The organism is Nocardia sp. NPDC004068, assembly GCF_042874315.1.
Classification (GTDB): domain Bacteria; phylum Actinomycetota; class Actinomycetes; order Mycobacteriales; family Mycobacteriaceae; genus Nocardia.
In genome coordinates, this window is record NZ_JBIAMW010000007.1 from 389,826 (window position 1) to 413,388 (window position 23,563).

Annotated in this window: 30 protein-coding genes; 5 read left to right on the forward strand and 25 right to left on the reverse strand. The window is 68.8% G+C overall.

Going from position 1 to position 23,563, the window contains the following annotated elements; all coding sequences use genetic code 11:
* Positions 1–32 precede the first annotated feature (32 nt).
* Positions 33–1,079 (reverse strand): NAD-dependent epimerase/dehydratase family protein, encoded by a 1,047-nt coding sequence (locus ACFYTQ_RS20480; protein WP_387362945.1) that lies wholly within the window; start codon positions 1,077–1,079, stop codon positions 33–35.
* A 177-nt stretch (positions 1,080–1,256) separates the two neighbouring features.
* Positions 1,257–1,832, reverse strand: a complete 576-nt coding sequence (locus ACFYTQ_RS20485; protein WP_387362948.1) for a hypothetical protein — start codon at positions 1,830–1,832, stop codon at positions 1,257–1,259.
* A 143-nt stretch (positions 1,833–1,975) separates the two neighbouring features.
* Here ACFYTQ_RS20485 and ACFYTQ_RS20490 point away from each other — a divergent pair, with 143 nt between their 5' ends.
* Both ACFYTQ_RS20490 and ACFYTQ_RS20495 read left to right on the forward strand, forming a co-directional pair.
* The gene (locus ACFYTQ_RS20490; protein ID WP_387362951.1) at positions 1,976–2,401 is read left to right on the forward strand and encodes a hypothetical protein; all 426 of its coding nucleotides are present in this window, start codon (positions 1,976–1,978) and stop codon (positions 2,399–2,401) included.
* Between the two features lie 86 nt (positions 2,402–2,487).
* A complete protein-coding gene (locus ACFYTQ_RS20495) occupies positions 2,488–3,942 on the forward strand; it encodes an Abi family protein (protein ID WP_387362954.1) in 1,455 nt (484 codons plus the stop codon).
* Between the two features lie 82 nt (positions 3,943–4,024).
* Here the strand turns inward: ACFYTQ_RS20495 and rpsQ are convergent, their stop codons facing one another.
* From rpsQ to ACFYTQ_RS20575, 16 genes are all read right to left on the reverse strand, one after another.
* Complete coding sequence (rpsQ, locus tag ACFYTQ_RS20500; RefSeq protein ID WP_387362957.1) at positions 4,025–4,321, reverse strand: 30S ribosomal protein S17; 297 nt, start codon at positions 4,319–4,321, stop codon at positions 4,025–4,027.
* Positions 4,318–4,557 carry a 50S ribosomal protein L29 gene (rpmC, locus tag ACFYTQ_RS20505; protein WP_062507077.1) on the reverse strand — a complete coding sequence of 80 codons (240 nt, stop codon included), beginning with the start codon at positions 4,555–4,557 and terminating at the stop codon, positions 4,318–4,320. Before rpmC ends, rpsQ begins: the two co-directional genes overlap by 4 nt.
* Positions 4,557–4,973, reverse strand: a complete 417-nt coding sequence (rplP, locus tag ACFYTQ_RS20510; RefSeq protein ID WP_387362961.1) for a 50S ribosomal protein L16 — start codon at positions 4,971–4,973, stop codon at positions 4,557–4,559. Before rplP ends, rpmC begins: the two co-directional genes overlap by 1 nt.
* 3 nt (positions 4,974–4,976) lie before the next feature.
* Positions 4,977–5,783: a 30S ribosomal protein S3 gene (gene rpsC, locus ACFYTQ_RS20515; protein WP_387362964.1), complete on the reverse strand. Its 807-nt coding sequence runs from the start codon at positions 5,781–5,783 to the stop codon at positions 4,977–4,979.
* Complete coding sequence (rplV, locus tag ACFYTQ_RS20520; protein WP_387362967.1) at positions 5,784–6,188, reverse strand: 50S ribosomal protein L22; 405 nt, start codon at positions 6,186–6,188, stop codon at positions 5,784–5,786.
* On the reverse strand, positions 6,185–6,466 hold the full coding sequence (rpsS, locus tag ACFYTQ_RS20525; RefSeq protein WP_019931198.1) for a 30S ribosomal protein S19: 282 nt from the start codon (positions 6,464–6,466) through the stop codon (positions 6,185–6,187). Before rpsS ends, rplV begins: the two co-directional genes overlap by 4 nt.
* Before the next feature lie 15 nt (positions 6,467–6,481).
* A complete protein-coding gene (rplB, locus tag ACFYTQ_RS20530) occupies positions 6,482–7,312 on the reverse strand; it encodes a 50S ribosomal protein L2 (RefSeq protein ID WP_387362970.1) in 831 nt (276 codons plus the stop codon).
* A gap of 33 nt (positions 7,313–7,345) precedes the next feature.
* Entirely contained in the window at positions 7,346–7,657 is a 312-nt protein-coding gene (gene rplW / locus ACFYTQ_RS20535) for a 50S ribosomal protein L23 (RefSeq protein WP_387362973.1), read from the reverse strand.
* Between the two features lie 2 nt (positions 7,658–7,659).
* Positions 7,660–8,334, reverse strand: a complete 675-nt coding sequence (rplD, locus tag ACFYTQ_RS20540) for a 50S ribosomal protein L4 (protein WP_387362976.1) — start codon at positions 8,332–8,334, stop codon at positions 7,660–7,662.
* A complete protein-coding gene (gene rplC / locus ACFYTQ_RS20545) occupies positions 8,331–8,996 on the reverse strand; it encodes a 50S ribosomal protein L3 (RefSeq protein ID WP_387362979.1) in 666 nt (221 codons plus the stop codon). Before rplC ends, rplD begins: the two co-directional genes overlap by 4 nt.
* 14 nt (positions 8,997–9,010) lie before the next feature.
* Entirely contained in the window at positions 9,011–9,316 is a 306-nt protein-coding gene (gene rpsJ / locus ACFYTQ_RS20550) for a 30S ribosomal protein S10 (RefSeq protein WP_387362982.1), read from the reverse strand.
* Positions 9,317–9,732: 416 nt separating this feature from the next.
* Complete coding sequence (locus ACFYTQ_RS20555) at positions 9,733–10,266, reverse strand: hypothetical protein (protein ID WP_387362985.1); 534 nt, start codon at positions 10,264–10,266, stop codon at positions 9,733–9,735.
* On the reverse strand, positions 10,263–11,378 hold the full coding sequence (locus ACFYTQ_RS20560; protein WP_387362988.1) for a hypothetical protein: 1,116 nt from the start codon (positions 11,376–11,378) through the stop codon (positions 10,263–10,265). The genes ACFYTQ_RS20555 and ACFYTQ_RS20560 overlap by 4 nt, the downstream gene beginning before the upstream one ends.
* Entirely contained in the window at positions 11,378–11,806 is a 429-nt protein-coding gene (locus tag ACFYTQ_RS20565) for a hypothetical protein (protein WP_387362991.1), read from the reverse strand. The genes ACFYTQ_RS20560 and ACFYTQ_RS20565 overlap by 1 nt, the downstream gene beginning before the upstream one ends.
* Complete coding sequence (locus tag ACFYTQ_RS20570) at positions 11,803–13,374, reverse strand: hypothetical protein (RefSeq protein WP_387362994.1); 1,572 nt, start codon at positions 13,372–13,374, stop codon at positions 11,803–11,805. The genes ACFYTQ_RS20565 and ACFYTQ_RS20570 overlap by 4 nt, the downstream gene beginning before the upstream one ends.
* A gap of 108 nt (positions 13,375–13,482) precedes the next feature.
* Complete coding sequence (locus ACFYTQ_RS20575) at positions 13,483–13,875, reverse strand: hypothetical protein (protein ID WP_387362997.1); 393 nt, start codon at positions 13,873–13,875, stop codon at positions 13,483–13,485.
* A 50-nt stretch (positions 13,876–13,925) separates the two neighbouring features.
* On the opposite strand from ACFYTQ_RS20575, the gene ACFYTQ_RS20580 reads away from it, so the two are divergent.
* Positions 13,926–14,402 carry a hotdog fold domain-containing protein gene (locus tag ACFYTQ_RS20580; RefSeq protein ID WP_387363000.1) on the forward strand — a complete coding sequence of 159 codons (477 nt, stop codon included), beginning with the start codon at positions 13,926–13,928 and terminating at the stop codon, positions 14,400–14,402.
* A gap of 1 nt (position 14,403) precedes the next feature.
* On the opposite strand, the gene ACFYTQ_RS20585 is transcribed toward ACFYTQ_RS20580, so the two are convergent.
* On the reverse strand, positions 14,404–15,333 hold the full coding sequence (locus ACFYTQ_RS20585) for an esterase/lipase family protein (protein ID WP_387363003.1): 930 nt from the start codon (positions 15,331–15,333) through the stop codon (positions 14,404–14,406).
* A gap of 2 nt (positions 15,334–15,335) precedes the next feature.
* The gene (locus ACFYTQ_RS20590) at positions 15,336–16,361 is read right to left on the reverse strand and encodes an alpha/beta hydrolase (protein ID WP_387363006.1); all 1,026 of its coding nucleotides are present in this window, start codon (positions 16,359–16,361) and stop codon (positions 15,336–15,338) included.
* Between the two features lie 119 nt (positions 16,362–16,480).
* Here ACFYTQ_RS20590 and ACFYTQ_RS20595 point away from each other — a divergent pair, with 119 nt between their 5' ends.
* A complete protein-coding gene (locus ACFYTQ_RS20595) occupies positions 16,481–17,695 on the forward strand; it encodes a lycopene cyclase family protein (protein WP_387363009.1) in 1,215 nt (404 codons plus the stop codon).
* On the opposite strand, the gene ACFYTQ_RS20600 is transcribed toward ACFYTQ_RS20595, so the two are convergent.
* Entirely contained in the window at positions 17,642–18,664 is a 1,023-nt protein-coding gene (locus ACFYTQ_RS20600) for an SDR family oxidoreductase (RefSeq protein ID WP_387363012.1), read from the reverse strand. The genes ACFYTQ_RS20595 and ACFYTQ_RS20600 overlap by 54 nt on opposite strands.
* A gap of 42 nt (positions 18,665–18,706) precedes the next feature.
* Positions 18,707–19,507: an enoyl-CoA hydratase gene (locus tag ACFYTQ_RS20605; protein ID WP_387363015.1), complete on the reverse strand. Its 801-nt coding sequence runs from the start codon at positions 19,505–19,507 to the stop codon at positions 18,707–18,709.
* A gap of 132 nt (positions 19,508–19,639) precedes the next feature.
* Between ACFYTQ_RS20605 and ACFYTQ_RS20610 the strand changes: the two genes are divergently transcribed.
* Positions 19,640–20,845, forward strand: a complete 1,206-nt coding sequence (locus ACFYTQ_RS20610) for a TetR/AcrR family transcriptional regulator (protein WP_387363017.1) — start codon at positions 19,640–19,642, stop codon at positions 20,843–20,845.
* Here ACFYTQ_RS20610 and ACFYTQ_RS20615 read toward each other — a convergent pair whose 3' ends face one another.
* The 3 genes from ACFYTQ_RS20615 to ACFYTQ_RS20625 are packed head-to-tail and all read right to left on the reverse strand — an operon-like array spanning position 20,846 to position 23,489.
* Positions 20,846–21,685: an ABC transporter permease gene (locus tag ACFYTQ_RS20615; protein WP_387363100.1), complete on the reverse strand. Its 840-nt coding sequence runs from the start codon at positions 21,683–21,685 to the stop codon at positions 20,846–20,848. It lies immediately after the preceding gene.
* 5 nt (positions 21,686–21,690) lie between these two features.
* A complete protein-coding gene (locus ACFYTQ_RS20620; RefSeq protein WP_387363103.1) occupies positions 21,691–22,458 on the reverse strand; it encodes an ABC transporter permease in 768 nt (255 codons plus the stop codon).
* A 41-nt stretch (positions 22,459–22,499) separates the two neighbouring features.
* A complete protein-coding gene (locus ACFYTQ_RS20625; RefSeq protein WP_387363020.1) occupies positions 22,500–23,489 on the reverse strand; it encodes an ATP-binding cassette domain-containing protein in 990 nt (329 codons plus the stop codon).
* Positions 23,490–23,563: the final 74 nt, after the last annotated feature.

Here is a 23,563-nt window from a genome sequence, read left to right on the forward strand (position 1 = left end):
CCTGACAGGTGCGCCGTCGGCGCGCCACGGAATTATCGGGCGACCGCGGCGGCGTGCACCAGGTCGTGGGCGAACAGGCTGCGGGCGGTGTCGAGCAGGGTGTCCTCGGTGGAACGCGGTGTCCAGCCGAGGGTTTCGCGTGCCTTGACATTGCTCGCGCGGCGGACCCGGCCCAGGTTCGGACCGAGTTCGGCCATGCCGGGGACCATCTTGGCAGCGGCCTTGACCATCCACAGCGGCAGCTGTTTGGTGGGGACGCGGTCGGCGTCGGGGCCGAGCCGGTCGCGCAGCAGCGCGGCGATATCGGGCATGGCGATGACGTCCCCCGCGGCGGCGATGAAGCGTTCGCCCGCGGCGGCCGGATGGGTCATGGCACGCAGGTGCAGATCGGCGACGTCGCGCACGTCGACCACGGCGAAGGTGAGCGGCAGCAGGGCGGGCGCGGTGCCGTCGAGCAGTTTCAGGATGAGCGGGATGGTCGTCGAAAAGCGCGGTCCCAGAACGGGTCCGAAGATGCCGACCGGATTGATCACCGACAGTTCGAGACCGCCCTCGCGGGCGACGAAATCCCAGGCGGCGCGCTCGGCGAGGGTCTTGGACCGGACGAACGGGGCGAGCGCCGGCTCGTCGGTATTCGTCCACTGCTCCTCGGTGAAGGGGCGTTTCGTGTCCGGATGGCCGTAGGCGATGGCGCCGAAGGAGGAGGTGACCACGACGCGGCGGACCCCGGCGGCGCGGGCCGCGCGCAGCACACGCAGGGTGCCGTCGCGCGCGGGGACGAGCACCTCGTTCTCGTCGGCCACCTGGCCCGCGGGCACCGGCGAGGCGACGTGCAGGACGTAGTCGCACCCGTCGACGGCCTCGGCCCAGCCCCCGTCCCCGGTCAGATCGGCCGGAACGACCTCGACCGCGTACGGGTCGGCGGCCCCCGCGGCCCCCACCTGTTCCCGAATCCGTTGCGCCGCAGCATTGTCCCGCGCGGTCGTCCGCACGCGATACCCCGCGCCGAGCGCCTGGGCGATACACCGGGTGGCCAGAAAGCCGGTCCCACCGGTCACGAGCACTGTTTCATCCGCCATACCATCGCCATCCGTTTCGTATCGGGGTCACAGGTATTCAGAAAGCGCACAACTCGGAAAGAACTCGGCGCAGTCTAGCGGACGATCCCTTTGTCCCAGAGCAGCTACTTCTTGGCCCAGGGGAACCACCTCTTGGCCCTGAGCAACCACCTCTTGTCCCTGAGCGAAGCGAAGGGCCTACCGAGATGGGTTGCAGAACCCGCAGATTCCGCTAGCGGGCAGCTGCACGAAACACTCACCGCACATCCGCGCCCGAGCCGGTTCGGCCTTCGGCTCCGCGCGCTCGACGCTCAACCCACGCTTGGCCGCGACCTTGGGCGTCAGCGGCGGAACCCCAACGGGCACATCGGTCCCGTGTGCCGCATAGCACTGCCACCGCGCGTACGCGGCATGCAGTTCGATGTCCTCCGGCACCGGCAGCCCCGCCAACTCGAGCACATACCGATAACTATCGGTGACGGTGTGATTGGGCCGCACGCACAATGCCGTCAACGGCGGCTCCCCCGCCGCATGGCACCGCCGCGCGACCTTCCGCAACACGGCGTCCACCCATGTCCGCGTAGGCGCCCCGGTCCGCACCCCCGACATCTCCTGCACCTGCGCGCCGAGATCGTTGATGGTCACGAAATGCCCGTAACCCTTTGCGGTTTCGACGAGCACCCCGTGCGCGGCCAACGCCCACGCCACCGTCGCGTCCCGAAACGAAACCGCCGCCCCATCATCCACCCGCCAGGCCGCGGGAGAAGCCGTCACTGCCCCATTCATAGCCCGCCTACGGTAGCGAATCGAGGGGGCGACCCGCCAGTCGGCGTCGCTCGACTCGCCGGTGTTCGCTTTTACTTCGAGAACGTTGTAGTCTTCAAGAGCAAGATTCCCCCAGTGAAGGAGATGGGCAGGTGGAGCACCAGATCAGCGTGGACGAGGAGGTCTTCGATGCCCTCGTGCAGCACCGACAGGGCTTCGAGCAACCCAACGATGTACTGCGGCGGTTACTGCTCGGGGACCCCCCAGCACGCCCGGAAACCTTCAAACTGTCGAAGTCGAGAACCGGACGCCTTGCCCCTTTGCTGGCGGCAGGGCTGCTGGAGGCGGGCGACGAACTCCGTCACGAACGCGTACGAAAGGGACAGGTCTTCACTGCCATCGTGACCTCGGAAGGGATGCTGCAAACGTCCGAAGGCGTCTACAGCGCACCCTCGCCCGCTCTCAAAACGCTGGTGGGAACTGAAGTCGACGGCTGGCACAACTGGGTTCACGTTCGATCGGGCAAGACGCTTCGTGAACTGAGGGAGAGTTCCTCGTCGGCCAACCCGCGAACCTGAACCTCACCAACAAGAGAACCGATCGCCCCTCCCTGGAGCGGGAGTGGACGATCGGCCATGTCTTCTCATCGTAGCAAAGGGTATCGATGAGCAACTCTCCACTCGGCGCGCGCACCGGTTTCACCGATACGCCTCGCACGACAACGTACGACAAGCCGTTCAAGACACTAGCGGAGCAGGTCACGCTGCTCCGCGAGCGCGGCATGGTGATCGCCGACGAGGATGCGGCAATGCGGACCCTGGGGCGAATCAGCTACTACCGCCTGAGTGGCTACTGGTACATCTACCGTCGCCGGGTCGACGAACCGGCGGGCGCCGAACGACCGGAAAGGCCCGAGATCGGCGAGGATTTCGTTCGAGGTACGACCCTGGACCGCGTGGTCGAACTCTACGAGTTCGATCGACGGCTACGCCTGCACGTTCTCGACGGAATCGAACGGGTCGAGGTCGCCTTGCGGATGCGACTCGGACACGTCCTCGGAGCGAGTCATGCCTTCGCTCACCTCGATCCGTCCGCACTCGATCCCAGCTTCACTCTCATGGACGAGCGAAACCCGGTTTCGAGCCGAGCCCAATGGTTGGACAGCAAGCACGCGGAATGGACTCGCATTGTGCTCGCCGAGGAGAAACGTTCGAACGAAGACTTCGTGAGGCACTTCAAGGCGAAGTACGGTCTGCCGCTGCCGATCTGGGCACTCACGGAAATTCTCACCTTCGGTAATATCTCGGTTCTATTGGCGGGATTGAAGCAGCCTCAACGGAATTCGATTGCCTCCGACTTCGGTATCTGGACCGACAGGCTCGAAGGCGATGGCGCCGCATTGGTATCGTGGGTCGCACACCTCAATTCGATACGCAATACGTGCGCTCACCACGCACGTCTGTGGAACAGGAATATCGAGAAACAGCTCGGTCGCCTGGATGGAATCGGCGATCTCGCCCACGCGAGCGGAGCTCGTTCTCGCGCGCGCATATACGCATCGCTGGCCGTCCTTGCGTACCTGGTAGCCCGACTCGACCCGCGGTCGACGTGGCGAACCGACACGGTGGACCTGATCACCGAGGGTCTGGAGCGCGTCGGCCAGCCGCCCAGTCGCATGGGATGTCCACCGGGATGGTCGGAACAGGCACTGTGGTCGGCGTCGTATATTCCTTCCGAAAACCCTTTATCACCCGAAAAGCGAGAAATTCTTTCTCGGTTCGAATATCTGAATACTGCGGAGGTCGGACTGATCATCGATCCCAGCGCCACGGCGAAACGACGCAGCAGCGCGGTCCGCTACCATCGCGCGCGGGGCCGACTTTTAGGATTCCCAGTTGGGAATACTTATCGATTCCCCACCTTCCAGCTGGACAGGACCGAGGGAAGGATAATCGAACTGGCCGCCTACGCCAATGAGGCATTGGATGCCAAGGGACACCCTTGGGAAACGGGTGAATGGTGGGCGTCCGCCAACTCTGATTTGGGCGGAAGGACGCCGATGGACATGCTGGCGAATGGCGAACTGACCCACGACCTGATCGACAAGGCTCTGAACTGAGCGACGACCGGCAGCTCGACGACGAAGGCCCGCTCCCCCGAAAGGGAAGCGGGCCTTCGTGTTTCGAGCCTCGGAGAACTGCCTACTTGGCCTTCTCCAGGACCTCCACCAGTCGCCAGCGCTTGGTGGCGGACAGGGGGCGGGTCTCCATGAGTTGGACGCGGTCGCCGACGCCGGCGATCTCGTTCTCGTCGTGGGCCTTCACCTTGGAGGTGGTGCGGATGATCTTGCCGTAGAGCGGGTGCTTCACCCGGTCCTCGAGCTCGACCACGATGGTCTTGTTCATCTTGTCCGAGACCACGTAGCCGATCCGCACCTTGCGGCTGCCGCGCTCGATTTCCTTGGCCGGCGTCTTGGCCGGACCCTTGGCATCACTCATGCCGCGTCTCCCTTGTCCGCCGGGGCCGAGGCCAGGCCGAGCTCGCGCTCACGCATGACCGTGTAGATACGGGCGATCTCGTGACGGACCACACGCAGGCGACGGTTGTTCTGCAACTGGCCCGTCGCCATCTGGAAGCGCAGGTTGAACAGCTCTTCCTTCGATTCACGCAGGCGGGCGACGAGCTCCTCCTCGGTGAGCTCGCGCAGGTCTGCGGCCGGAGTTCCGGTAGCCATCAGAACTGCTCCTCCCTCGTCACGATCCTGCACTTCATCGGGAGCTTGTGCATCGCGCGGCGCAGGGCCTCGCGCGCGGTCTCCTCGTTCGGGTACGACATTTCGAACATCACGCGACCGGGCTTGACGTTCGCGATCCACCACTCCGGCGAACCCTTACCCGAACCCATACGGGTCTCGGCGGGCTTCTTGGTGAGCGGCCGATCCGGGTAGATGTTGATCCAGATCTTGCCGCCACGGCGGATGTGGCGGGTCATCGCGATACGCGCCGACTCGATCTGCCGGTTGGTGACGTAGCCCGGCTCCAACGCCTGAATGCCGAACTCGCCGAACGACACCGAGGTGCCGCCCTTGGCCATACCGGAACGGCCGGGGTGATGCTGCTTGCGGTGCTTGACCTTGCGAGGCATCAGCATGGGTCAGCCCTCCTGGGTCTCTGCCGGAGCGTCGGCCACCGCGGTGGCGGCACCCGAACGCCCGGCCTCGGTGCTGGTCGCCGTGGTGCCCTGCGAGCCCGAACGGCGGGGACGGCTCGGCCGCTCACGACGCTCGCGACGCTCGCCGGACGGCGCGGCGGTCGCGGTGACCTCACGCTTGCCACCGACGATGTCGCCCTTGTAGATCCACACCTTCACGCCGATGCGGCCGAAGGTGGTCTTCGCCTCGTACAGGCCGTAGTCGATGTCGGCGCGCAGCGTGTGCAGCGGCACCCGCCCCTCGCGGTAGAACTCCGAGCGCGACATCTCCGCACCGCCGAGGCGGCCCGAGCACTGCACCCGGATGCCCTTGACGTTCGGCGAACGCATGGCCGACTGGATGGCCTTGCGCATGGCGCGCCGGAACGCGACGCGGTTCGACAGCTGCTCGGCCACACCCTGGGCGACGAGCTGGGCATCGCTCTCGGGGTTCTTGACCTCGAGGATGTTCAGCTGCACCTGCTTCTTGGTGAGCTTCTCCAGCTCGGCGCGGATGCGGTCGGCCTCGGCGCCGCGACGGCCGATCACGATGCCCGGACGCGCGGTGTGGATGTCCACCCGCACGCGATCCCGGGTGCGCTCGATCTCGACCTTCGAGATGCCCGCCCGCTCCATGCCGGTGGCGAGGAGCTTGCGGATCGCGACGTCTTCCTTCACGTAGTCCGCGTACTGCTTGTCCGCGTACCAACGCGACTTCCAGTCGGTGGTGATACCGAGGCGGAAGCCGTGGGGATTGATCTTCTGTCCCATTTACTGCGCCCCTCCCTTCCGGCGATTACGTGAGGAGGCACTGGCAGCGTTAGGCAAGCTCTCGACCTCGATGGTGATATGGCTGGTCCGCTTGCGGATCCGGAACGCCCGGCCCTGCGCGCGCGGCTGGAACCGCTTCAGGGTGGCGCCCTCGTCGACGTAGGCCGTCGAGATCACCAGGGTGTCCGGATTCAAGCCGAAGTTGTTCTGGGCGTTGGCCGCCGCCGAGGCCACGACCTTGGCGACCGGCTCGCTGGCGGCCTGCGGCGCGAACTTCAGGATGTTCAGCGCGTCCTCGACCCGCTTGCCGCGGACCATGTCCACGACGCGGCGAGCCTTCATCGGCGTCACGCGAACGAATTTCGCGGTCGCGCGCGCGGTCGTGATCTGAGTATCAGTGCTCATCGCCGCTTGCTCTTCCGATCTTCCTTGACGTGGCTCTTGAACGTCCTGGTCGGCGCGAACTCACCGAGCTTGTGCCCGACCATGTTCTCCGAGACGAACACCGGCACGTGCTTGCGGCCGTCGTGGACCGAGAACGTGTGCCCGATGAAGTCGGGAATGATGGTCGAACGACGCGACCAGGTCTTGATGACCTGCTTGGTGCCCTTCTCGTTCTGGACGTCCACCTTCTTGAGGAGGTGTTCGTCGACGAACGGGCCCTTCTTGAGGCTGCGAGGCATGTCTTGACCTCCTCCTTAACGCTTCTTGCCGCGGCGGCGGACGATGAGCTTGTCGCTCGGACGGTTGGGTTTACGGGTACGGCCCTCCGGCTGACCCCACGGCGAGACCGGGTGGCGACCACCGGAGGTCTTGCCCTCACCACCGCCGTGCGGGTGGTCGACGGGGTTCATCACGACACCACGGACCGTGGGGCGGCGGCCCTTCCAGCGCATGCGACCGGCCTTGCCCCAGTTGATGTTCGACTGCTCGGCGTTGCCGACCTCGCCGACGGTGGCGCGGCAGCGCACGTCGACGCGACGGATCTCGCCGGAGGGCATGCGCAGGACGGCGTAGGCGCCTTCCTTACCCAGCAGCTGGATGCTCATGCCCGCGGCACGGGCCAGCTTGGCGCCGCCGCCGGGACGCAGCTCCACCGCGTGGATGGTGGTACCGGTCGGGATCGAGCGCAGCGGCAGGTTGTTGCCGGGCTTGATGTCCGCACCGGGACCGGACTCGATCCGGGTGCCCTGGCTGATGCCCTTGGGCGCGATGATGTAGCGCTTCTCGCCGTCGGCGAAGTGCAGCAGCGCGATGTTCGCGGTCCGGTTCGGGTCGTACTCGATGTGCGCGACCTTGGCCGGGATGCCGTCCTTGTCGAGGCGACGGAAGTCGATGATGCGGTAGGCCCGCTTGTGCCCGCCACCGCGGTGACGAGTCGTGATGCGGCCGTGGGCATTTCGACCACCGGACTTGCTCAGCGGGCGCAGCAGCGACTTCTCGGGCGTCGACCGGGTGATCTCGGCGAAGTCGGAGACGGACGACCCGCGGCGTCCGGGGGTTGTCGGCTTGTACTTACGAATTGCCATGAGTTCTTCTCTGCTTTCTGGAATCCCCGCCGCTTACGCGACCGGGCCTCCGAAGATCTCGATGGGCTTGCTGTCGGCCGAGAGGGTCACGAGCGCGCGCTTGGTGTCCTTGCGCTTGCCGTAACCGAAGCGGGTCCGCTTGCGCTTGCCCTGACGGTTGGCGGTGTTGACGCTGGTCACCTTCACGCCGAAGACCTTCTCCACGGCGATCTTGATCTGCGTCTTGTTCGCGTCCGGGTGCACCAGGAAGGTGTAGGTGCCCTCTTCGATCAGTCCGTAGGACTTCTCCGAGATGACCGGCGCCAGCAGGATGTCGCGGGGGTCGGCTTGCACTTGGGTGGGCACGATTACTTCCCTTCTTCCTGTGCGGCCTCGGCGGGGCCGTGCACGAAGGCGTTCAGGGCCTCGACGCTGAACACCACGTCGTCACTGTTCAGCACGTCGTACGTGTTGAGCTGATCCGGGGCGATCGGGTGCACGTTCTGCAGGTTCGCCACGCTCTTCCAGGCGGCGAGATCCTCGCGGCCGACGACGACCAGCAGCTTGCGGCGGTCGGTCAGCTCGGCCAGGAAGCTCTTGGCGGCCTTGGTCGAAGGCGTCTGTCCCGCAACGAGTTCGGTGATCACGTGGATGCGCTCGCTGCGCGCGCGATCCGACAGCGCGCCGCGCAGGGCGGCGGCCTTCATCTTCTTCGGCAGCCGCTGGCTGTAGTCGCGCGGCTGCGGGCCGTGCACGGTGCCACCGCCGGTGAACTGCGGGGCGCGGGTCGAGCCCTGACGGGCGCGGCCGGTGCCCTTCTGGCGGTACGGCTTCTTGCCACCGCCGCGGACCTCGCCGCGGGTCTTGGTGGCGTGCGTGCCCTGGCGGGCCGCGGCCTGCTGGGCCACGACGACCTGGTGCATCAGCGCGATGTTGGCGGTCACGTCGAAGATCTCGGCGGGGAGGTCGACGGTGCCGTTGGTCTTGCCGCCCGGCTCTTTGACCGGCAGCGTCAGGTTGGTCTTGGTTTCGGTGCTGGTCATGCCCGGGCACCACCCTTCACAGCGCTCTTGACGATCACGACGCCGCCCCTGCGGCCCGGGATCGCACCCTTGATCAGCAGCAGGCCGTTCTCGGCGTCCACCTTGTGGACCGAGAGGTTCTGCGTGGTGACGCGGTCGTTGCCCATCCGGCCGGACATGCGCATGCCCTTGAACACGCGACCCGGGGTGGAGCAGCCGCCGATCGAACCCGGCCGGCGGTGCACGGCCTGCGCGCCGTGCGAGGCGCCCTGGCCGCGGAAGCCGTGGCGCTTCATGGTGCCGGCGAAGCCCTTGCCCTTGCTGGTGCCGGTGACGTCGACGAACGCGCCCTCTTCGAACACCTCGGCGCTGATCTCCTGGCCGACCTCGAACTGCGAGGCGTCGGCGACGCGGATCTCGGCGATGTGGCGGCGCGGGGTCACGCCCGCCTTGGCGAACTGGCCGGAGACCGGCTTGGTGACCTTGCGCGGGTCGATGGCGCCGAAGGCGACCTGCACGGCGGAGTAACCGTCGCGCTCGACCGTGCGGATCTGGGTGACGACGTTCGGACCGGCCTTGACGACGGTCACGGGAACGACGCGGTTCTTTTCGTCGAAGACCTGGGTCATGCCGAGCTTGGTGCCCAGGATGCCCGCGGCCGGACGAGTCTTGTTGTCAGTCATATTCGAGGTCCCCGTCACTGAATGTTGACGTCGACACTGGCCGGGAGGTCGATGCGCATGAGGGCATCCACCGTCTTCGGCGTCGGGTCGAGGATGTCGATCAGCCGCTTGTGCGTGCGCATCTCGAAGTGTTCGCGCGAGTCCTTGTACTTGTGCGGCGAACGGATGACGCAGTACATGTTCTTCTCGGTCGGCAACGGCACCGGCCCGACGACGCGGGCACCGGTGCGGGTCACCGTCTCGACGATCTTGCGCGCAGACGCGTCGATCGCCTCATGGTCGTAGGCCTTGAGCCTGATGCGGATCTTTTGTCCCGCCACGCTGAGTGTCCTTTTCTCCGCTTTCGTCGTACTCCCGGAGTCGCCTCCCGAAGCACCCTCGTTTGCATGCCCGAACCCGAAGAAGTCACAGCAGACGTGTCCGTCTCAACCAACGACCGGGACTGGACCCGATCCATCGCCGCTGTTCATCTGTCATGGTTCTTCCGGTCCACGCGGTCGGGCGTGTCGCTTTGCCTCTCATTCTTCGGCCCCGGCATGGTTTCCCCTGGGCCTCGGAACGGTGTCCCGGACGTATGCCCGCCGGACTCGACGGGATACAAGTTGGGTACTGCTCGCCCGCTCCGATCAGGTCGAATGCCGCATGGACAGACGCCACCCGGTGCAGGCAACCCGAACAGTATGCAGGACGGCCGGGGGCGCCTCCAAATCGGGGGTGCTGTGACTCCCGCGACGCCCTACAGCGCCAGCGCGACCCGCCCCGGCCGCGTCCGCCGCCAGACCACCGCGACGAACACCAGCAGCCCGACCAGCGGCAACGAGCCCACGACCCAGCTCAGCGCGAGCGGCGGGCCGGGCTGATCGAGCACGCGGACGTGGTCGAGCACCCCCTCGCCGTGCCCCTGCGGCCCGTCGATGGCGAAGGTGAAACTGTAGTCGCCGGGATCGTCGTACGCCTTCACGTCCAAACCCCACGAGTCCCGTTTGCGGGGGTGGCGGACCAGCGGCCGGGTGCGGTCCTTCAGTCCGGGACCGCGAACCGTGAGCGTGCCGGACTTGTCCGCGATGCCGCCCTCGGGCGCGAAGGTGAAGTCCAGCGAGCGCATCGCGCGGATCGGCCAGGTGGAGAAGCCGACGGTCACCGCGTAGGGCCCCGCCTGCACGCGTTCGGTGTGGACGATGTTCACCGGCGCGTAGGCGGCGGCCGGGCCCGCGGTGACCAGGGCGAGCACGACGAGGGTCGCGAGCGCGACCAGTATCCGGCGGGTCATCGGTGAATCTCCTTGTCCGGGGCCAGCATTCGCAGCATGGCGGCGGATCGACCGCCGAGGAATCCGGCGAGCAGGCCGAGCGGGACGCCGACCACCGCGGTCGCCAGCACCTCGCCCGCGCCGACGTGCGCGCCGGGATCGGTGAGCGCGAATTGCAGCGGCATGGTGACCGCGATGATCACCCCGACGACGACGCCGAGCGCCGGAACCAGCTTGCGCGCATCGATCGCCCGCGCCCGCCCCCACCGGAACGCGCCCTCGACCACGAGGGCGGCCACGCCCAGGAACATCGGCATCATGCTCGGGAAAGTCGGTGGGCGCGACCGCAATCCGTCGCGCATCGGGAGCCCGACCGCGTGGGCGTACACCTGCGCGGCCCACGGCGAGAACCACCACAGCAGCGCCTGCAACGCCCCGACCGCCAGCGCCAGCACCAGCGCCGCGCCGGGCCGATCCAGCAGCAGCGTCCCGACGATCAGCAGCAGCGACGCGCACAGCACCGCACCGGCGAACACCGGATCCACCGGCAGGTCCAGCCGATCGAAGGCCACGAACGGAATCGGCATGTGCGACACCAGGACCGCGACGGACGCGACCACCCCGGCCCGGCCCCAGAGTTCGTCGCGATGGGCGGCGAACACGATCAGGCTGCCGATCATGGTGATGGTCATCGACAGGAACAGCGCCACGTGCGAGGGCGTGTCCAGGACCGCGTCGAAACCGTAGATGGAATGCCATTCGAGATCGAGCAGGCCGTAGAGCAGGAACGACGCCGCGCCCGCCCCCGACACCATGTACCCCAGCGGGACCGTGAGCGCCCCGCCGAACACGCGGACCGGGGTGCCGCCCGCGCGCGGCACCGGCCGCCCGGCCCGCTGCGCGGCGGTGGCCAGCAGCACCATGGCGAGGCTGGCGAATCCGGAGATGGCGCTGCCGGAGTAGAGGAACAGGTGCGGCAGCGTGAAAAAGGTGTCGGGCCCGACGTCGTTGTGCCACTGGATGTCCCAGCTCACCCCGACGGTGGTGACGACGGTGCCGAGCAGGACGATCCAGGCGCCCGCGCGGGCGGCCGTGCCGGTGCCCGGCGGCGCGTCGGTCGTGACGGTGCTCATCATCTGCCTTCCTCGATCCACAGGGGGAATTCGATTCGATCCTCGCCCCCGGCGGTGACCAGCGACAGCCGCAACTGCCAGGGACCCGCCGACATGAAATGCACCGACTCGGCGCGGAAATGCCCGGGGCTCACGGTGTTCGCCATGACCGGGGGCGCGGAGTAGCCCATGCGCGGTTCGATCGCCTCGAGATGGACCATGGCGTCGGTGTCGTGACCGTCCCGGTCGGTGAGGGCGATGTCGACCGCGCTGCCGCCGGTGCGGGGCGGACGCACGGTGACCGTGACGAGGTGCCGTTCGGTGCCCGAGCGCAGCGTGAGCGATCCGGCGGGCCGCGGCCACAGCAACCAGGCGAGGAGCACGGCCAGGGCGACGATGGCGGCGAGGCCGAAAACCGTTGCGCGCCGGGCGTTCCGGGAGACGATCATCGCGGCATCTCCTCGGCCGCCGCCACCTCGACGACGATCGGCACCGTCAGCACGGTGTAGTCGCGTTCGGCCTGCACCCAGACGCGGTAGCGGCCCGGCGCCGGGAAGGTGTAGGTGAACGGCACGTCCGGCCCGTAGGCGGCGACGGTCTCGTCCGGCGTGCTGTCCCCGTTGACGACGGGCGTGAGCATCGCTCCCCCGCCCGGTTCCGCCATACCGGACATGTGCCCGGCGTGCGCGGACCCGGGCATCGATCCCATGGAGTGGGCGTGCCCCCACACCGGCGAATCCCGCACGGCCGCCGCGATATCGGCGGTGTCGGCGATCGGTCCGGCGACGATCAGATGGCCGACCATGCCGAGCCAGGGTTGCAGTTCGGGGCGGTCGCCGAACCGCGCGGTCAGGGTGGTCGGCGTCCCGGCGCGGGGCGATGTGGTGGTGATCGTGACCGGGACGTCGGCGACGGTGGTCGCGGCGGTGTTCCCGGCGGTGAGGCGGACGGGTTCTATCGACGCGGCGGCCGCTCCGGGCCCGACGCTTAAACCCGTTGCGGCCCGGACCAATTGCACCCCGCCGCCGCGCCGGGCCAGTTCCGCCGCCACCGCGTACCGGCCCGCAGAGGACGGCGTCAGGTGCGCCTCGTAGCGCCCCGGCCCGGTCCGGATGGGATGCAGATGCAGCAGGTCTCCGCTCGGCCCGACCACCAGCAGATGCATGAGCGCGCTGTCGTGGACCAGCAGATCGTCCACGCTCGCGCCGGTGGCGGCGTCGGTGAGCGCCAGGCGCACCTCGCCCGGACGGCCCGCGGTCAGTTCGCCGTTCTCGACCGTCAGCAGCACCGGCGGCCGGGAGAAGTCCGAAAGCCGGGGCTGCCCTTGGGCATAGGGGTTCGTGAGGTTGTCCACCGTCGGATCGAGCTGCACACCGGGCTGCGGGGGCAGGGGCATCGAGGCCGACAGCACGGCCGCCGTGACCGCCACCGCGACCCCGGCCACCATCCCGCCCGCCGGGAGCGCGGCCCATGCCGTGCGACGCGCCCGGACCGCCACGAGGATCGACACCGGAAGCAGCACACCGGCCACCAGGAAGCCGCCGTACACCAGCCGTTCGGGCGGCGAGACGACCTGGGCGGGCACCGCGAACGGAATGCGGGCGACCCGGGTGCCGTCGCCGAGGGTGAGTTCCCACGGTCCGGCGCGGTCCACGCTCAGATCGGTGCCGTACATGCCCAGGGCGGCGGCCAATTCGAGTTCACCCCGCGCGGTCGGCGCGCCCGGTGCGGGCCGATCCGCCGCCGCGCCCAAGGGCACCGCCGCCACCGCGAGCCGACCCGGGGCGGTTCCGGTGTGCGTGACGGCCTCGACGCGCAGCGGGCCGGGGATAGAGGTCACGCGCCGCAGCACGATGGTGAGTTCGCGGTCGCCGAGGGTCTGGGCGATCTGGATGTCGTTGCCGAACGACGGCGAATCGGCCTGGGCCGGTGCGAGGTTGGCGAGAACGAGGATCAGCGCGGCCACCAGCAGAGACGTCACGCGACCCGGAACGGCGCGTTGGCGGGGGGTGGTCACTGGGTCATGGTAGGAACGCGGCGGACGCGAGGGCATCACGCTCCGAGGTGATCCCGGATCCCCCGCGAGAGTGACGCGCTCTCGGGGGGATTCGGGGTCGGGCGACCGTCAGTCCAGGTCCTGCACGACAATCGTGTTGTGGCCCTGGTAGACCGACGGGTTGACGAGGGCGAAGCCGATCCGGCCCTGCGGGGCGCGCGCGGCCTCGGTGAACACGGCGGGCAGATCGGCGTAGACGTAGTAATCGTCCTGCGGCAATTGGGATTTCGCGTCGACCCAGTACTGGGTGTTCGGGAAGACCCGCTGCAACACCGCCGGAACGGGGCTGCCCGCGACCGCGACGGTCTCGTTGTGGTCGAGGCCGACGCCGAGCACGATGCCGCTCTCGGTGTCGTTGATGACCGGCTTGAAGGCGGCCGCCGGGCCCGCCGTGACAGCCGCGGCGACGACGCCGCCCGCGAGGGCGGTGCCGATCGTCGCGGCGATGGTTCGAATACGCATGGCTCAACGTAGCAAAGACCACTGAACTTACTCAGAAGTAAGATAGCGGTATGACGAAAGAGACGACCACCCTCCGCGGCTGGAAGCGGCTGCCCGACAACCGGCTGGGACACACCCTGTTCTCGCTGGCGATGGTGGCCCGGGTGCCCTACTTCGGCACGGTGCTGCCGACCGTGGTGCGGCTCGAGCCGGGCCTGTGCGAGGTGCGGGCGCCCAAGTGGTTCGGCATCCACAACCACCTGGGCACCTTCCACGCCATCGCCGCCTGCAACCTCGCCGAGGTGGCCATGGGAATGCTCAGCGAGGCAACGGTTCCCACCACGCACCGCTGGATCCCCAAGGCGATGAACGTGCAGTACCTCACCAAGGCCGAGACGGGATTGCGCGCGGTCGCGCAACTGCCCGAGGTGCCCGACTTCGACGCGCTCACCGAGGGCCGCGACCTCGTGGTGCCGGTGTCGATCTACGACGCCTCGGGCCAGGAGGTGGTGCACGCCGACATCACCACCTGGATCACCCCGAAGTAGGTCAGCAGGGCGGCGCCGCGGCGTCGGCCAGGGCCGCGGCCACCAGGGCCAGCGCGCGCCGATCCTCCAACAGCTCGGAGTGGTCGACCGGATGCGGCCCGGCGCAGCCGTCCTGCACCCAGAGGTTGCGGTTCGCGCCGCCCGGCGCGGCCAGCAGGGCGGTGTCGGTCGGGGTGATCACCTCGTCGTCGCGGCTGGCGATGGCGGTGTAGGCGATGCCGGGCAGCGTCTCGGCGGGCGAGTTGAGTTGCGCCAGAACGGCGGAGCCGACGGTCTGCTGGACGCCCGCGCTGCCGAACACCTGGGCCGCGATGTGCGGTCCGTCCAGACCCAGCCGGGCGAGGTCCGGATATTTCGCGGGCAGGTCGGCGAAGGTCGACCCGCGGTAGGGCGTGCCGAGGGTGACCACGCGGGTGGCCTCGGTCGGATGCGCCCGCAGGTACTGGCGGATGACCGTGCCGCCCGTCGAATGTCCCACCAGTGCAACGCGTTCCGCCCCGGTCGCGGCGCGCACGCTGGTCACGAAGGCGGCCAGTTCGGTCGCCGAGGTGGCGATGTCGGCCACCCCGTACAGCGTCCGGCCCGACAGCGCGGCGCCGATCGGGCCGAGTCCGGGCCACGCGGGACCGGCGTTCCCGCTGACCGCGGTGGTGAGCACGGGCGCCCGGCCGAGGTTGGCGGCGAACACGCAGTACCCCTCGGCACGCAGCGCGGGCGCCAGGACCGCGAAACTGCGCGGCGCGTCGGTCGCCGAACCGTGCACCAGCACAACGGGATTCGGCTTGTCGGGCGCGGGACGGCAGGCGAAGTCGTTGGCCCCCTCGAGGCCCGGGACCTCGACCGGCTGGGCGGCGGCCGGGGCCGCGAGCGCGAGCGCGCCCGTGACCAGCGACGCGACCGCCACCGCCAGGCGGCGGGAGATCGAGCCCATCGTCAGACCCCCAGCCCCGCGGCCAGCACCGGCCACGAGTCCTTCAGATCGTCCTGCCAGTAGCCCCACGAGTGGGTGCCGGTGGGCCGGAAGTTGTAGGTCGCCGGAATGCCGAGGCTGTCGAGCCGGGTGCGCATATTGCGCGAGCAGTAGTCGGCGCCCGCCTCGATGACCCCGCCGACCACGATCTGATTGGCGAACAGCCACGGCCCCGGCAGCGAGTACTTGCCGCCGTAGACGTCGTAGACGCCGGGGATGCCGGTGCCGTTGGAGATGTAGATCGCCTTCCCGCGCAGCCCCTCGGCCTGCACGTACGGGTCGTTGCGCACCCAGTTGGGGTCGTCGGGCGGGCCCCACATGTTCTGGACGTTCGCCAGGCCCCACTCCTCGACGGTGAGCCGGACGAACTCGTGGCCGATGGGGTCGCTGGTCTGCGCGCAGCCGCTGTAGGCGGCCACGGCCTGGTACAGGTCCGTGGTGGTGGCCGCGAGCGCGAGGGTGGTGGTCGCCGACATGGAATAGCCCGCGATGCCGTTGCGGCCGTTCGCGTTCAGATAGGCGTTCAGCAGCGGCGGCAATTCCTCGGTCAGGAAGGTGCGCCATTTGTTGCGGCCCAGTCGCGGGTCGTCGCGCTCCCAATCGGCGTAATAACTGAACATGCCGCCGATGGGTGTGACGACATTGACATTTTTATCCGAAAGGAATTGCCAGGCATCGGTTTTGGTGGCCCAGGTCGCGCCGTCCTCGCCGCCGCCCGCGCCGAGCAGCAGGTACAGCACCGGCCGCGGCACGCTCTGATCGGCGGCGCGCTGCACCTGCACGGGGATGTCGGCGTCCATGGCCGCGGAGTGCACGGTCAGCGTCTGATGCCGGGCGTCGTCGGTGGTGACCTGGACGATCGCGGATTCGGCGGGTGCGGCACGGCCGGGCGCCGCGGTCAGCCCGCTCCCGGCGGCGAGCACCGCGGCCGCCGCGATCCATCCGGCGGCCCGCCACCGACGCCGGGTCCGCACCTCGTTCTTGTTCACCCGCTCAGGTTATGAACGCTCCCAACGCATTTCACGACAGAATTTGCTGGGACAAGATTTTTCGGGGCGTAACACCGGGTGGCCGGAACCCGATACGAACCGCTTGGTTGAATTGACCCATGAGTGGTCGGCGGGTCCGGGCGGATGTGTGTGTGGTGGGGCTCGGGCCCACCGGTCGGGCGCTGGCGCACCGCGCGATGCGAGCGGGGTTCGACGTGGTCGCGATCGACCCGCGCCCGGAACGGCCGTGGGTGCCGACGTTCTCCTGCTGGGCGGACGAGTTGCCGGACTGGTTGCCCGACAGCGCCGTCGCGTCCCGGATCGCCGCGCCGACAGTATGGACCACGAGCGAGCATCGCATCGATCGGCCCTACTGCGTGCTGTCCAAACACGGCTTGCGCGCGGCGCTCCCGCTCGCCGAGGCGACCGTGCTGACGGGCCGGGCCACCGCGGTCGGCGCGCGCCGGGTGGAACTCGGCGACGACACCGTCGTGACCGCGGCGGTGGTCTTCGACGCGCGCGGGCTGCCCTCCCCCGGCTCCCGGCGCACCGCCAGCGCGCACGGCATCTTCGTCGACGCCGAGCGGGCCGCGCCCATGGTAGGCGAGGGCGAGGGGCTGTTGCTGGACTGGCGCCCCGAGAACGGGGCGGGGCCCGACGAGCCGCCGTCGTTCCTCTACGCGGTGCCGCTCGGCGACGGCACGGTCGTGTTCGAGGAGACCAGCCTCGGCCTGCGCGGCGGAATGCCGCAACGGGAACTGCGGCGGCGCACGCTGAATCGGCTTGCCGCGCACGGGATTCGATTACGCGGCGACGAACCGAGCGAGGCCGCGCACTATCCCCTGGATCAGCCGCCGCCGCGCCCGGGTTCGTCGATGGCGGTGCCGTTCGGAGCGCGCGGCGGCATGATGCATCCCTGCACGGGCTACAGCGTGGCAGATTCGCTGGCCCTGGTCGACACCGCGATCGAGGCGGTGCGGGCCGGACGGGATCCGATCCGGGACCTGTGGCCGCTGCGGGCGCGGCTGGTGTACTGGATGCGGGAGCGGGGGTTGTGGGGGCTGGGGAGATTGACCACGGCACAGTCGATCTCGATGTTCGAGGCGTTCTTCACCGCCTCGCCGCGCCAGCAGCGGGCGCTGCTGTCGGCGCACGAGGACTACGCCGCCCTGGGGGCGGTGCTGTTCCTGACCGTGGCACGGACGTGGCCGTTCCGGTGGCGGTTCGATCTGGTGGGCTGGACCAACCGCGACCGCTGGGTGGGTTACGAGTACGGGCCCTCAGACCCAGTTCTCGATCCAGTACTTCCAGATGACGGGGGCGTAGGCCGCTAGCGGCGGCACCACGATATCGGTGCCCGCCAGCGCGATCGTGGTGTTGCGGCAGTCGAACCAGCAGCCGAACTCGCTGTGCTCCAGCACATCCCGGGGCACGCCCAGCCGCGGCAGCACCCAGCTCGCGCCGGGCACCCGCAGGAACAGCTCGAGGGTCTCCTTGGGCATCACCTCGACCAGTCGCGGCGCCCCGGCCTGATCGGCGAACAGGTTCAGCACGTCGGCGGCGGTCTGGCGGCGCGGATCGACGAGATGGTAAGTGCGCGCGGATCTTCCGGGCAGGTGCGCGATGTGGTCCAGGGCGCGGGCCACGAAATCGACCGGGACCATATTGGTTTCGCCGAGTTTGGGCACCACCAGCGGCAGCAGCCGCGGCAGCTGCGCGGCCATCCGCAGCAGCCGGAAGAAGTGGTACGGGCCGGTGATGCGGTCGATCTCGCCGGTGCGGGAGTGGCCGATCACGATGGCGGGCCGGTAGATCCGCCACGGCACCCGATCCTGGTCGCGGACCGCGCGTTCGGCCTCGAAGGCGGCCCGCTGGAACGGGGTGAGCAGCACCTGCCCGATATCGAACATGTCCTCGGTGTAGAGCCCCTCCGCCGCACCGGCCACCTCGACCGTCGACACGTGGTGCAGCATCCGGACCTCCAGCCGCTCGGCGACCTCGACCAGATGGCGCGTCCCGAACCCCGTCGCGTCGTGGCCCCCGGCCAGATGGAAGACGTGCTCGATCGAACCCCGGTGGCGCGCAAGCCAATCCGGGTCGATCCCGAGTCCGTGCACGTCCAGATCCCCGCGCACGGCACGCACCCGGTCCCCGCCCACCCACTCCCGCACGCACCGATCGAACCGGTACGCCGAGTCCACCCCCGGCCGCACCACCACGAAGACCTCGTCACCGCGCTTCAGCAACTCGGGGACGAGATATCGCCCGATCCACCCAGTAGCCCCGCTGACCAGGTATGCCATAGCGTCAGCCTATCGCCAGGGATATGGGCGAGATCACCGGCACTAGCCGAAGACGGCCTTGCGCTTCTGGAGCATGGCCGACGCGCCCTCGGCGAAATCGGCCGACGTCAAAAGCTCCATCTGCCCGGCCTTTTCGGCCGCGAGCGCGGTGTCGAGGGAGGCGAGGGCGGCCTGGTTGAGGGCGCGCTTGGTGAGTTCGAGGGCTCGGCGGGGGCCGTTGGCCAGCTTCGCGGCCACCGCCTCCACCTGGGCGTCGAGTTCGTCGGCGGGCAGGACCGCGGTGAGCAGGCCGTACCGCTTCGCCTCGGTCACCGGCAGCCGCTCGCCCAGCAGGGCCAGTTCGGCCGCGACCGCGCGGCCCGCGGCGGCGGCGACCATCGCGGCGGCCCCGCCGTCGGGCATCAGGCCGATATTGATGAAGGCCAGCAGCAGATAGGAGTCGTCGGCGGCGTAGGTGAGGTCCGCGGCCAGGGCGATGCCGACGCCGATCCCGGCCACCGCGCCCTTGACTCGGGCGATCACGGGCACCGGCGCGTCCACGATCGCGCGCACCAGGCGGTTGGCCTGATCCATGGTCATCTCGGGGGTGACCCCGCGCGCGACCTCGGCCGCCGAGGCGGACAGGTCCGCGCCCGTGCAGAAGTCCGAACCCTCGCCGGTCAGCACGATCGCGCGCACCGACGTATCGTGTGCCACCTCGGCGAAGACGTCGGCGAGCGCGACCATCGTGTCGTAGTCGATGGCGTTCTTGCGCCGGGGGTTGGTGATCGTCACGCGGAGCACCCGGCCGTCCCGGATCGCGCTGAACTTGGTGCCGGTAGTCGGTTGGTCGAGCTGGCTCATTGCTACTCCCGGAAGTGGACCGCCGCCGCTGACGCACGCGCCAGAATTGTGGTTAACTTTGCGAATTGTGGTTAACTTAGGTTGACTGGTCGGGCGCTGTCAACAACGGCGGCTCGATAGAAGGAGAGGTGTATGGTCGCGGATCGCAGCGAGGCCGGGCTCGCATCCGCGCGACGCCAACCCGTCCAGCGCCGGCCCAAGGATCGCAAGGCGCAGATCGTGCGGGTCGCGGCCCGCGCGTTCAGTGAACGGGGCTATCACCCGGTCGGCGTGGACGAGATCGCGGCCGAGGTCGGCATCTCCGGTCCGGCCCTGTATCGCCACTTCACCAACAAGTACGCACTGCTGGTCGCCGCGGCCGAGGCCGGGGCGCGGCAGCTGCTCGAGGTCGCCCAGGGCGCCGACGACCCGGAACTCGATCCGGAATCACGACTCACCGCACTGATCCGGGCGCTCGCCGAGCACACCATCGAGGTGCGCCGCGAGGGCGGGCTGTACCGCTGGGAGCGCCGGTATCTCGAGCGCGAGGACCGCGTCCGCATCCGGGAGATCTACGACGGGCTGCACGCGACGGTCGAGGGTGCCCTCGCCGCGCGGCGACCCGAATTGCCCGACGCGGACGTGCGGCTGCTCGCGACCGGCATGCTGGGCGCGATCGGCAGCATCACCGCGCATCGGACCGCGCTGGCCACGGGACGGCTGACCGAACTGCTGATCGACATCTGCCACGCGCTGCTCGTCACCGAGCTGCCGCCCGCGCCGACGCAGGCGGCCCCGCGGTCGCCCGTGCGCGGCCTGCCGCTGAGCTCGAAACGCGAACAGCTCCTCACGGAGTCGATCCGGATCTTCGGCCGTCAGGGTTATCACGAGGCCAGCATCGAGGAGATCGGCGCGGCCGTGGGCATCAACGCCTCGAGCGTCTACCGCTACTTCACCAGCAAATCCGATCTGCTGGCCGCGGCCTTCCACCGCACCGGCGAGCGGGTCGCCATCGCCAATGCCGAGGCCCTCGCCGAGGCGACCAGCCGCGCCGACGCCGCGACCCGCATCGCCGAGCGCTTCGCCCGGCTCACCTTCGCCATGCCGGAGATCCTGCCGGTCTACTTCGCCGAGTTCTCCAATCTGCCCGCCGCCGAACAGCAGAAGCTGCGGTCCATCCAGCGGCAGAACGTGCTCGAGTGGGCGCATCTGCTCGACGGCGATCCGGCCGAGGCCCGCTTCCGCGTGCACGCCGCCATCGCCCAGGTGGTGGACGCCGGGCGGCGGCTCAAATTCGATCCGCGGCCCGAAAGCCTCGCGCGCGTCCAGGCTTTGATGACCGCGGTGCTGCTGGGCTGATCAGGCCCCGGTCTCGGCGGCTCGACGGTATCCGCGAATCGCGGGATAGGTGAACACGACCACGAACCCGACCACCCAGGCGAGGGTCTTCAGCAACGGCACCGCGACCGGGCCGTCCCACGCCAGCCCGCGCATGGCGTCGATGGCCGTGCTCATGGGCTGGTTCTGCACGGTCTTCTGCAACCACATCGGGTAGGCGAAGACCGGCACGAAGCCGGAGTTGAAGAACATCAGCAGCGTATTGATGATGCCGATGACGTTCACCAGCATCACGCCCTCGGAGAAGGTGGCCAGCGCGGTCACCAGCACCGCGAACGCCACCCCGAACAGCACCGGGATGAGCACCACCGCGATCGAGGCGAGCGGCCCGTTCCAGAACCGGAAGCCGATGCACACCCCGACCGCGATGACGAACAGCGTGGTCACGAACACCCGGACCGCCTCGGCCAGCAGCCGTCCCGTCAGCCCCGCGGCCCGATGGATGGGCATGGTCCAGAACCGGCCCAGCAGGCCCGTGTACTTCTCGCCCTTGAACCCCAGCGCGCTGACCACCGCCCCGGACATGGCCGCCACGAGCGTGATCATCGGGACCGTGCCGTAGACGCTCGGCATCCCGGTCGCGCGGGTGATCGAATCGCCCAGCACCACCCGGAACATGAGCAGCGTCAGCGCGGGATAGAGCAGCGTCTGAATGGTCGTCGCGGGATCGCGCGCCCACACCAGCAGCAGCCGCTTGCACTGGATCAGGCTGTGCCGCACCCACGTCGACACCGCGCGCTCCGAGCGCGGCGCCACGACCGGCAGCACGCCCACGGATTCGATTCGATCGACGGTCTCCACAGCACTCACGAACGCCTCACACTCGCCCAGATCGCCAGCGGCACGAAGCACACCGCGAGTCCACCCAGCCACACCAACGGCACCCACAACACGTGCCAGCTCACCCCGCCCGCCGCCATATCGCGCATGGCGAAGGAGAACTGCGAGATGGGCTGATTGCGCACGAACGGCCGAATCCAGTGCGGGAAGCCGCTTTCCGGCACGAATCCGCACGAGAGCATCCCGAAGATCAGCGTCGGCAGCGTCAGCGCCTGACTCAGCGACTCCGGGCTCTTGGTCAGACACCCCAGCGCGTCGGCCCCGATCGCCAGCACGGTCCCCACCGCGAGCGAGAACGCGCAGAACAACGCGGCCTGCCCGAATCCCGCGACGAACCGGAAGCCGATGATGTACCCGAAGACGATCGCCGCGATCAGCGAGGTCACCGAGCGCACCAGACCCGCGGAGATGCGCGAGGTGAGCGGGACCAGCATGCCGATGGGCATGGTCTGCATCCGGGTGTTGAGCCCCGTCATCGACTCGAACGCGGCGATCTGCGCGTTGGACATCATCGTGAACGACATGGTCTGCAACACGATGATCGGCATGACGAACTGGGCGTAGTCGATGCCGCTGAACTTCATCACGAACTTCAGCGGCAGATAGAAACCGAGCGTGAACACCAGCGGCGTGACGACCGCGACGATCAGCTCGCCCTTGGTGGCCATGGTCCACACGATGCGCCCGGTCAGCGCCCGCCACTGGGCGAAGGCGGACAGTCGCGCGCGGGGCATGTCGCTGAACAGACGCGCCCGCGCGTCGAGGGCGGGTGCGCTCACGGGCGGCCGCCCGAGTGGCCGGTGATCGAGAGGAACACGTCGTCGAGCGAGGGCCGTCGCAGGGCGATGTCGGCCAATTCGACTCCCGCCGAATCCAATCGGCGCAGCGCCTCGGCGAGGGTGGCCGCGCCGTCGGGGGCCGGGATCGAGACCCGGTCGGACCCGTCGAGTTCGGCGCGCACGGTCTCGGGGACCAGATCGCCCAGGGCGTCGACCGCGGCGCGCAGCCGGGTCGGGTCGAGCGGAACCACCTCGCAGTAGCTGCCGCCGGTCTTCTCCTTGAGTTCGTCGGCGGTGCCCTCGGCGATGACCGTGCCCTTGTCGATGACGATGATGTTGTCCGACAGGACGTCGGCCTCCTCGAGGTACTGAGTGGTGAGCAGGACCGTGATGCCCTGGTCCTTGAGGGCGTTCACCAGATCCCACACGCCCTGGCGGCTGCGCGGGTCCAGGCCGGTGGTCGGTTCGTCGAGGAAGACCACCTCGGGCCGCACGACCAGTCCGCAGGCGATGTCGACGCGGCGGCGCATCCCGCCCGAATAGTGCCGGACCGCACGCTTGCCCGCGCTCACCAGATCGAATTCCTCGAGCAGGGTGTCGGCGCGATGACGGGCGGCCTTCTTGCTCAGACCCATCAGGCGGCCGAACAGTTCGAGGTTCTCGCGGCCGGACAGATTCTCGTCCAGGGCGGCGTACTGCCCGGTCATCATGATCGAGCGGCGCACGCCCGCGGGATCCTTGCTCACGTCGTGCCCGGCCACCACGGCCGTGCCCGAATCGGGGCGCAGCAGGGTGGACAGGATCTTCACCGTGGTCGTCTTGCCCGCGCCGTTGGGGCCGAGAATGCCCAGCACCGAGCCGCGTTCGGCGGTGAAGCTGATGCCCCGCAGGGCGTGGACGTCGCCGAAGGATTTGCGGACCTCCGAGACCGCCACGGCGGGCACACCCGGCGCGGGGTGCGATTCTGCGTTGTCCAAGCTCGGCATCAACTCTCCACTATCGGGGCCCGGGGGGCGTCGAATGGTGATCCCTTCCAACCGCGCCGATGTTACTGGTCGTG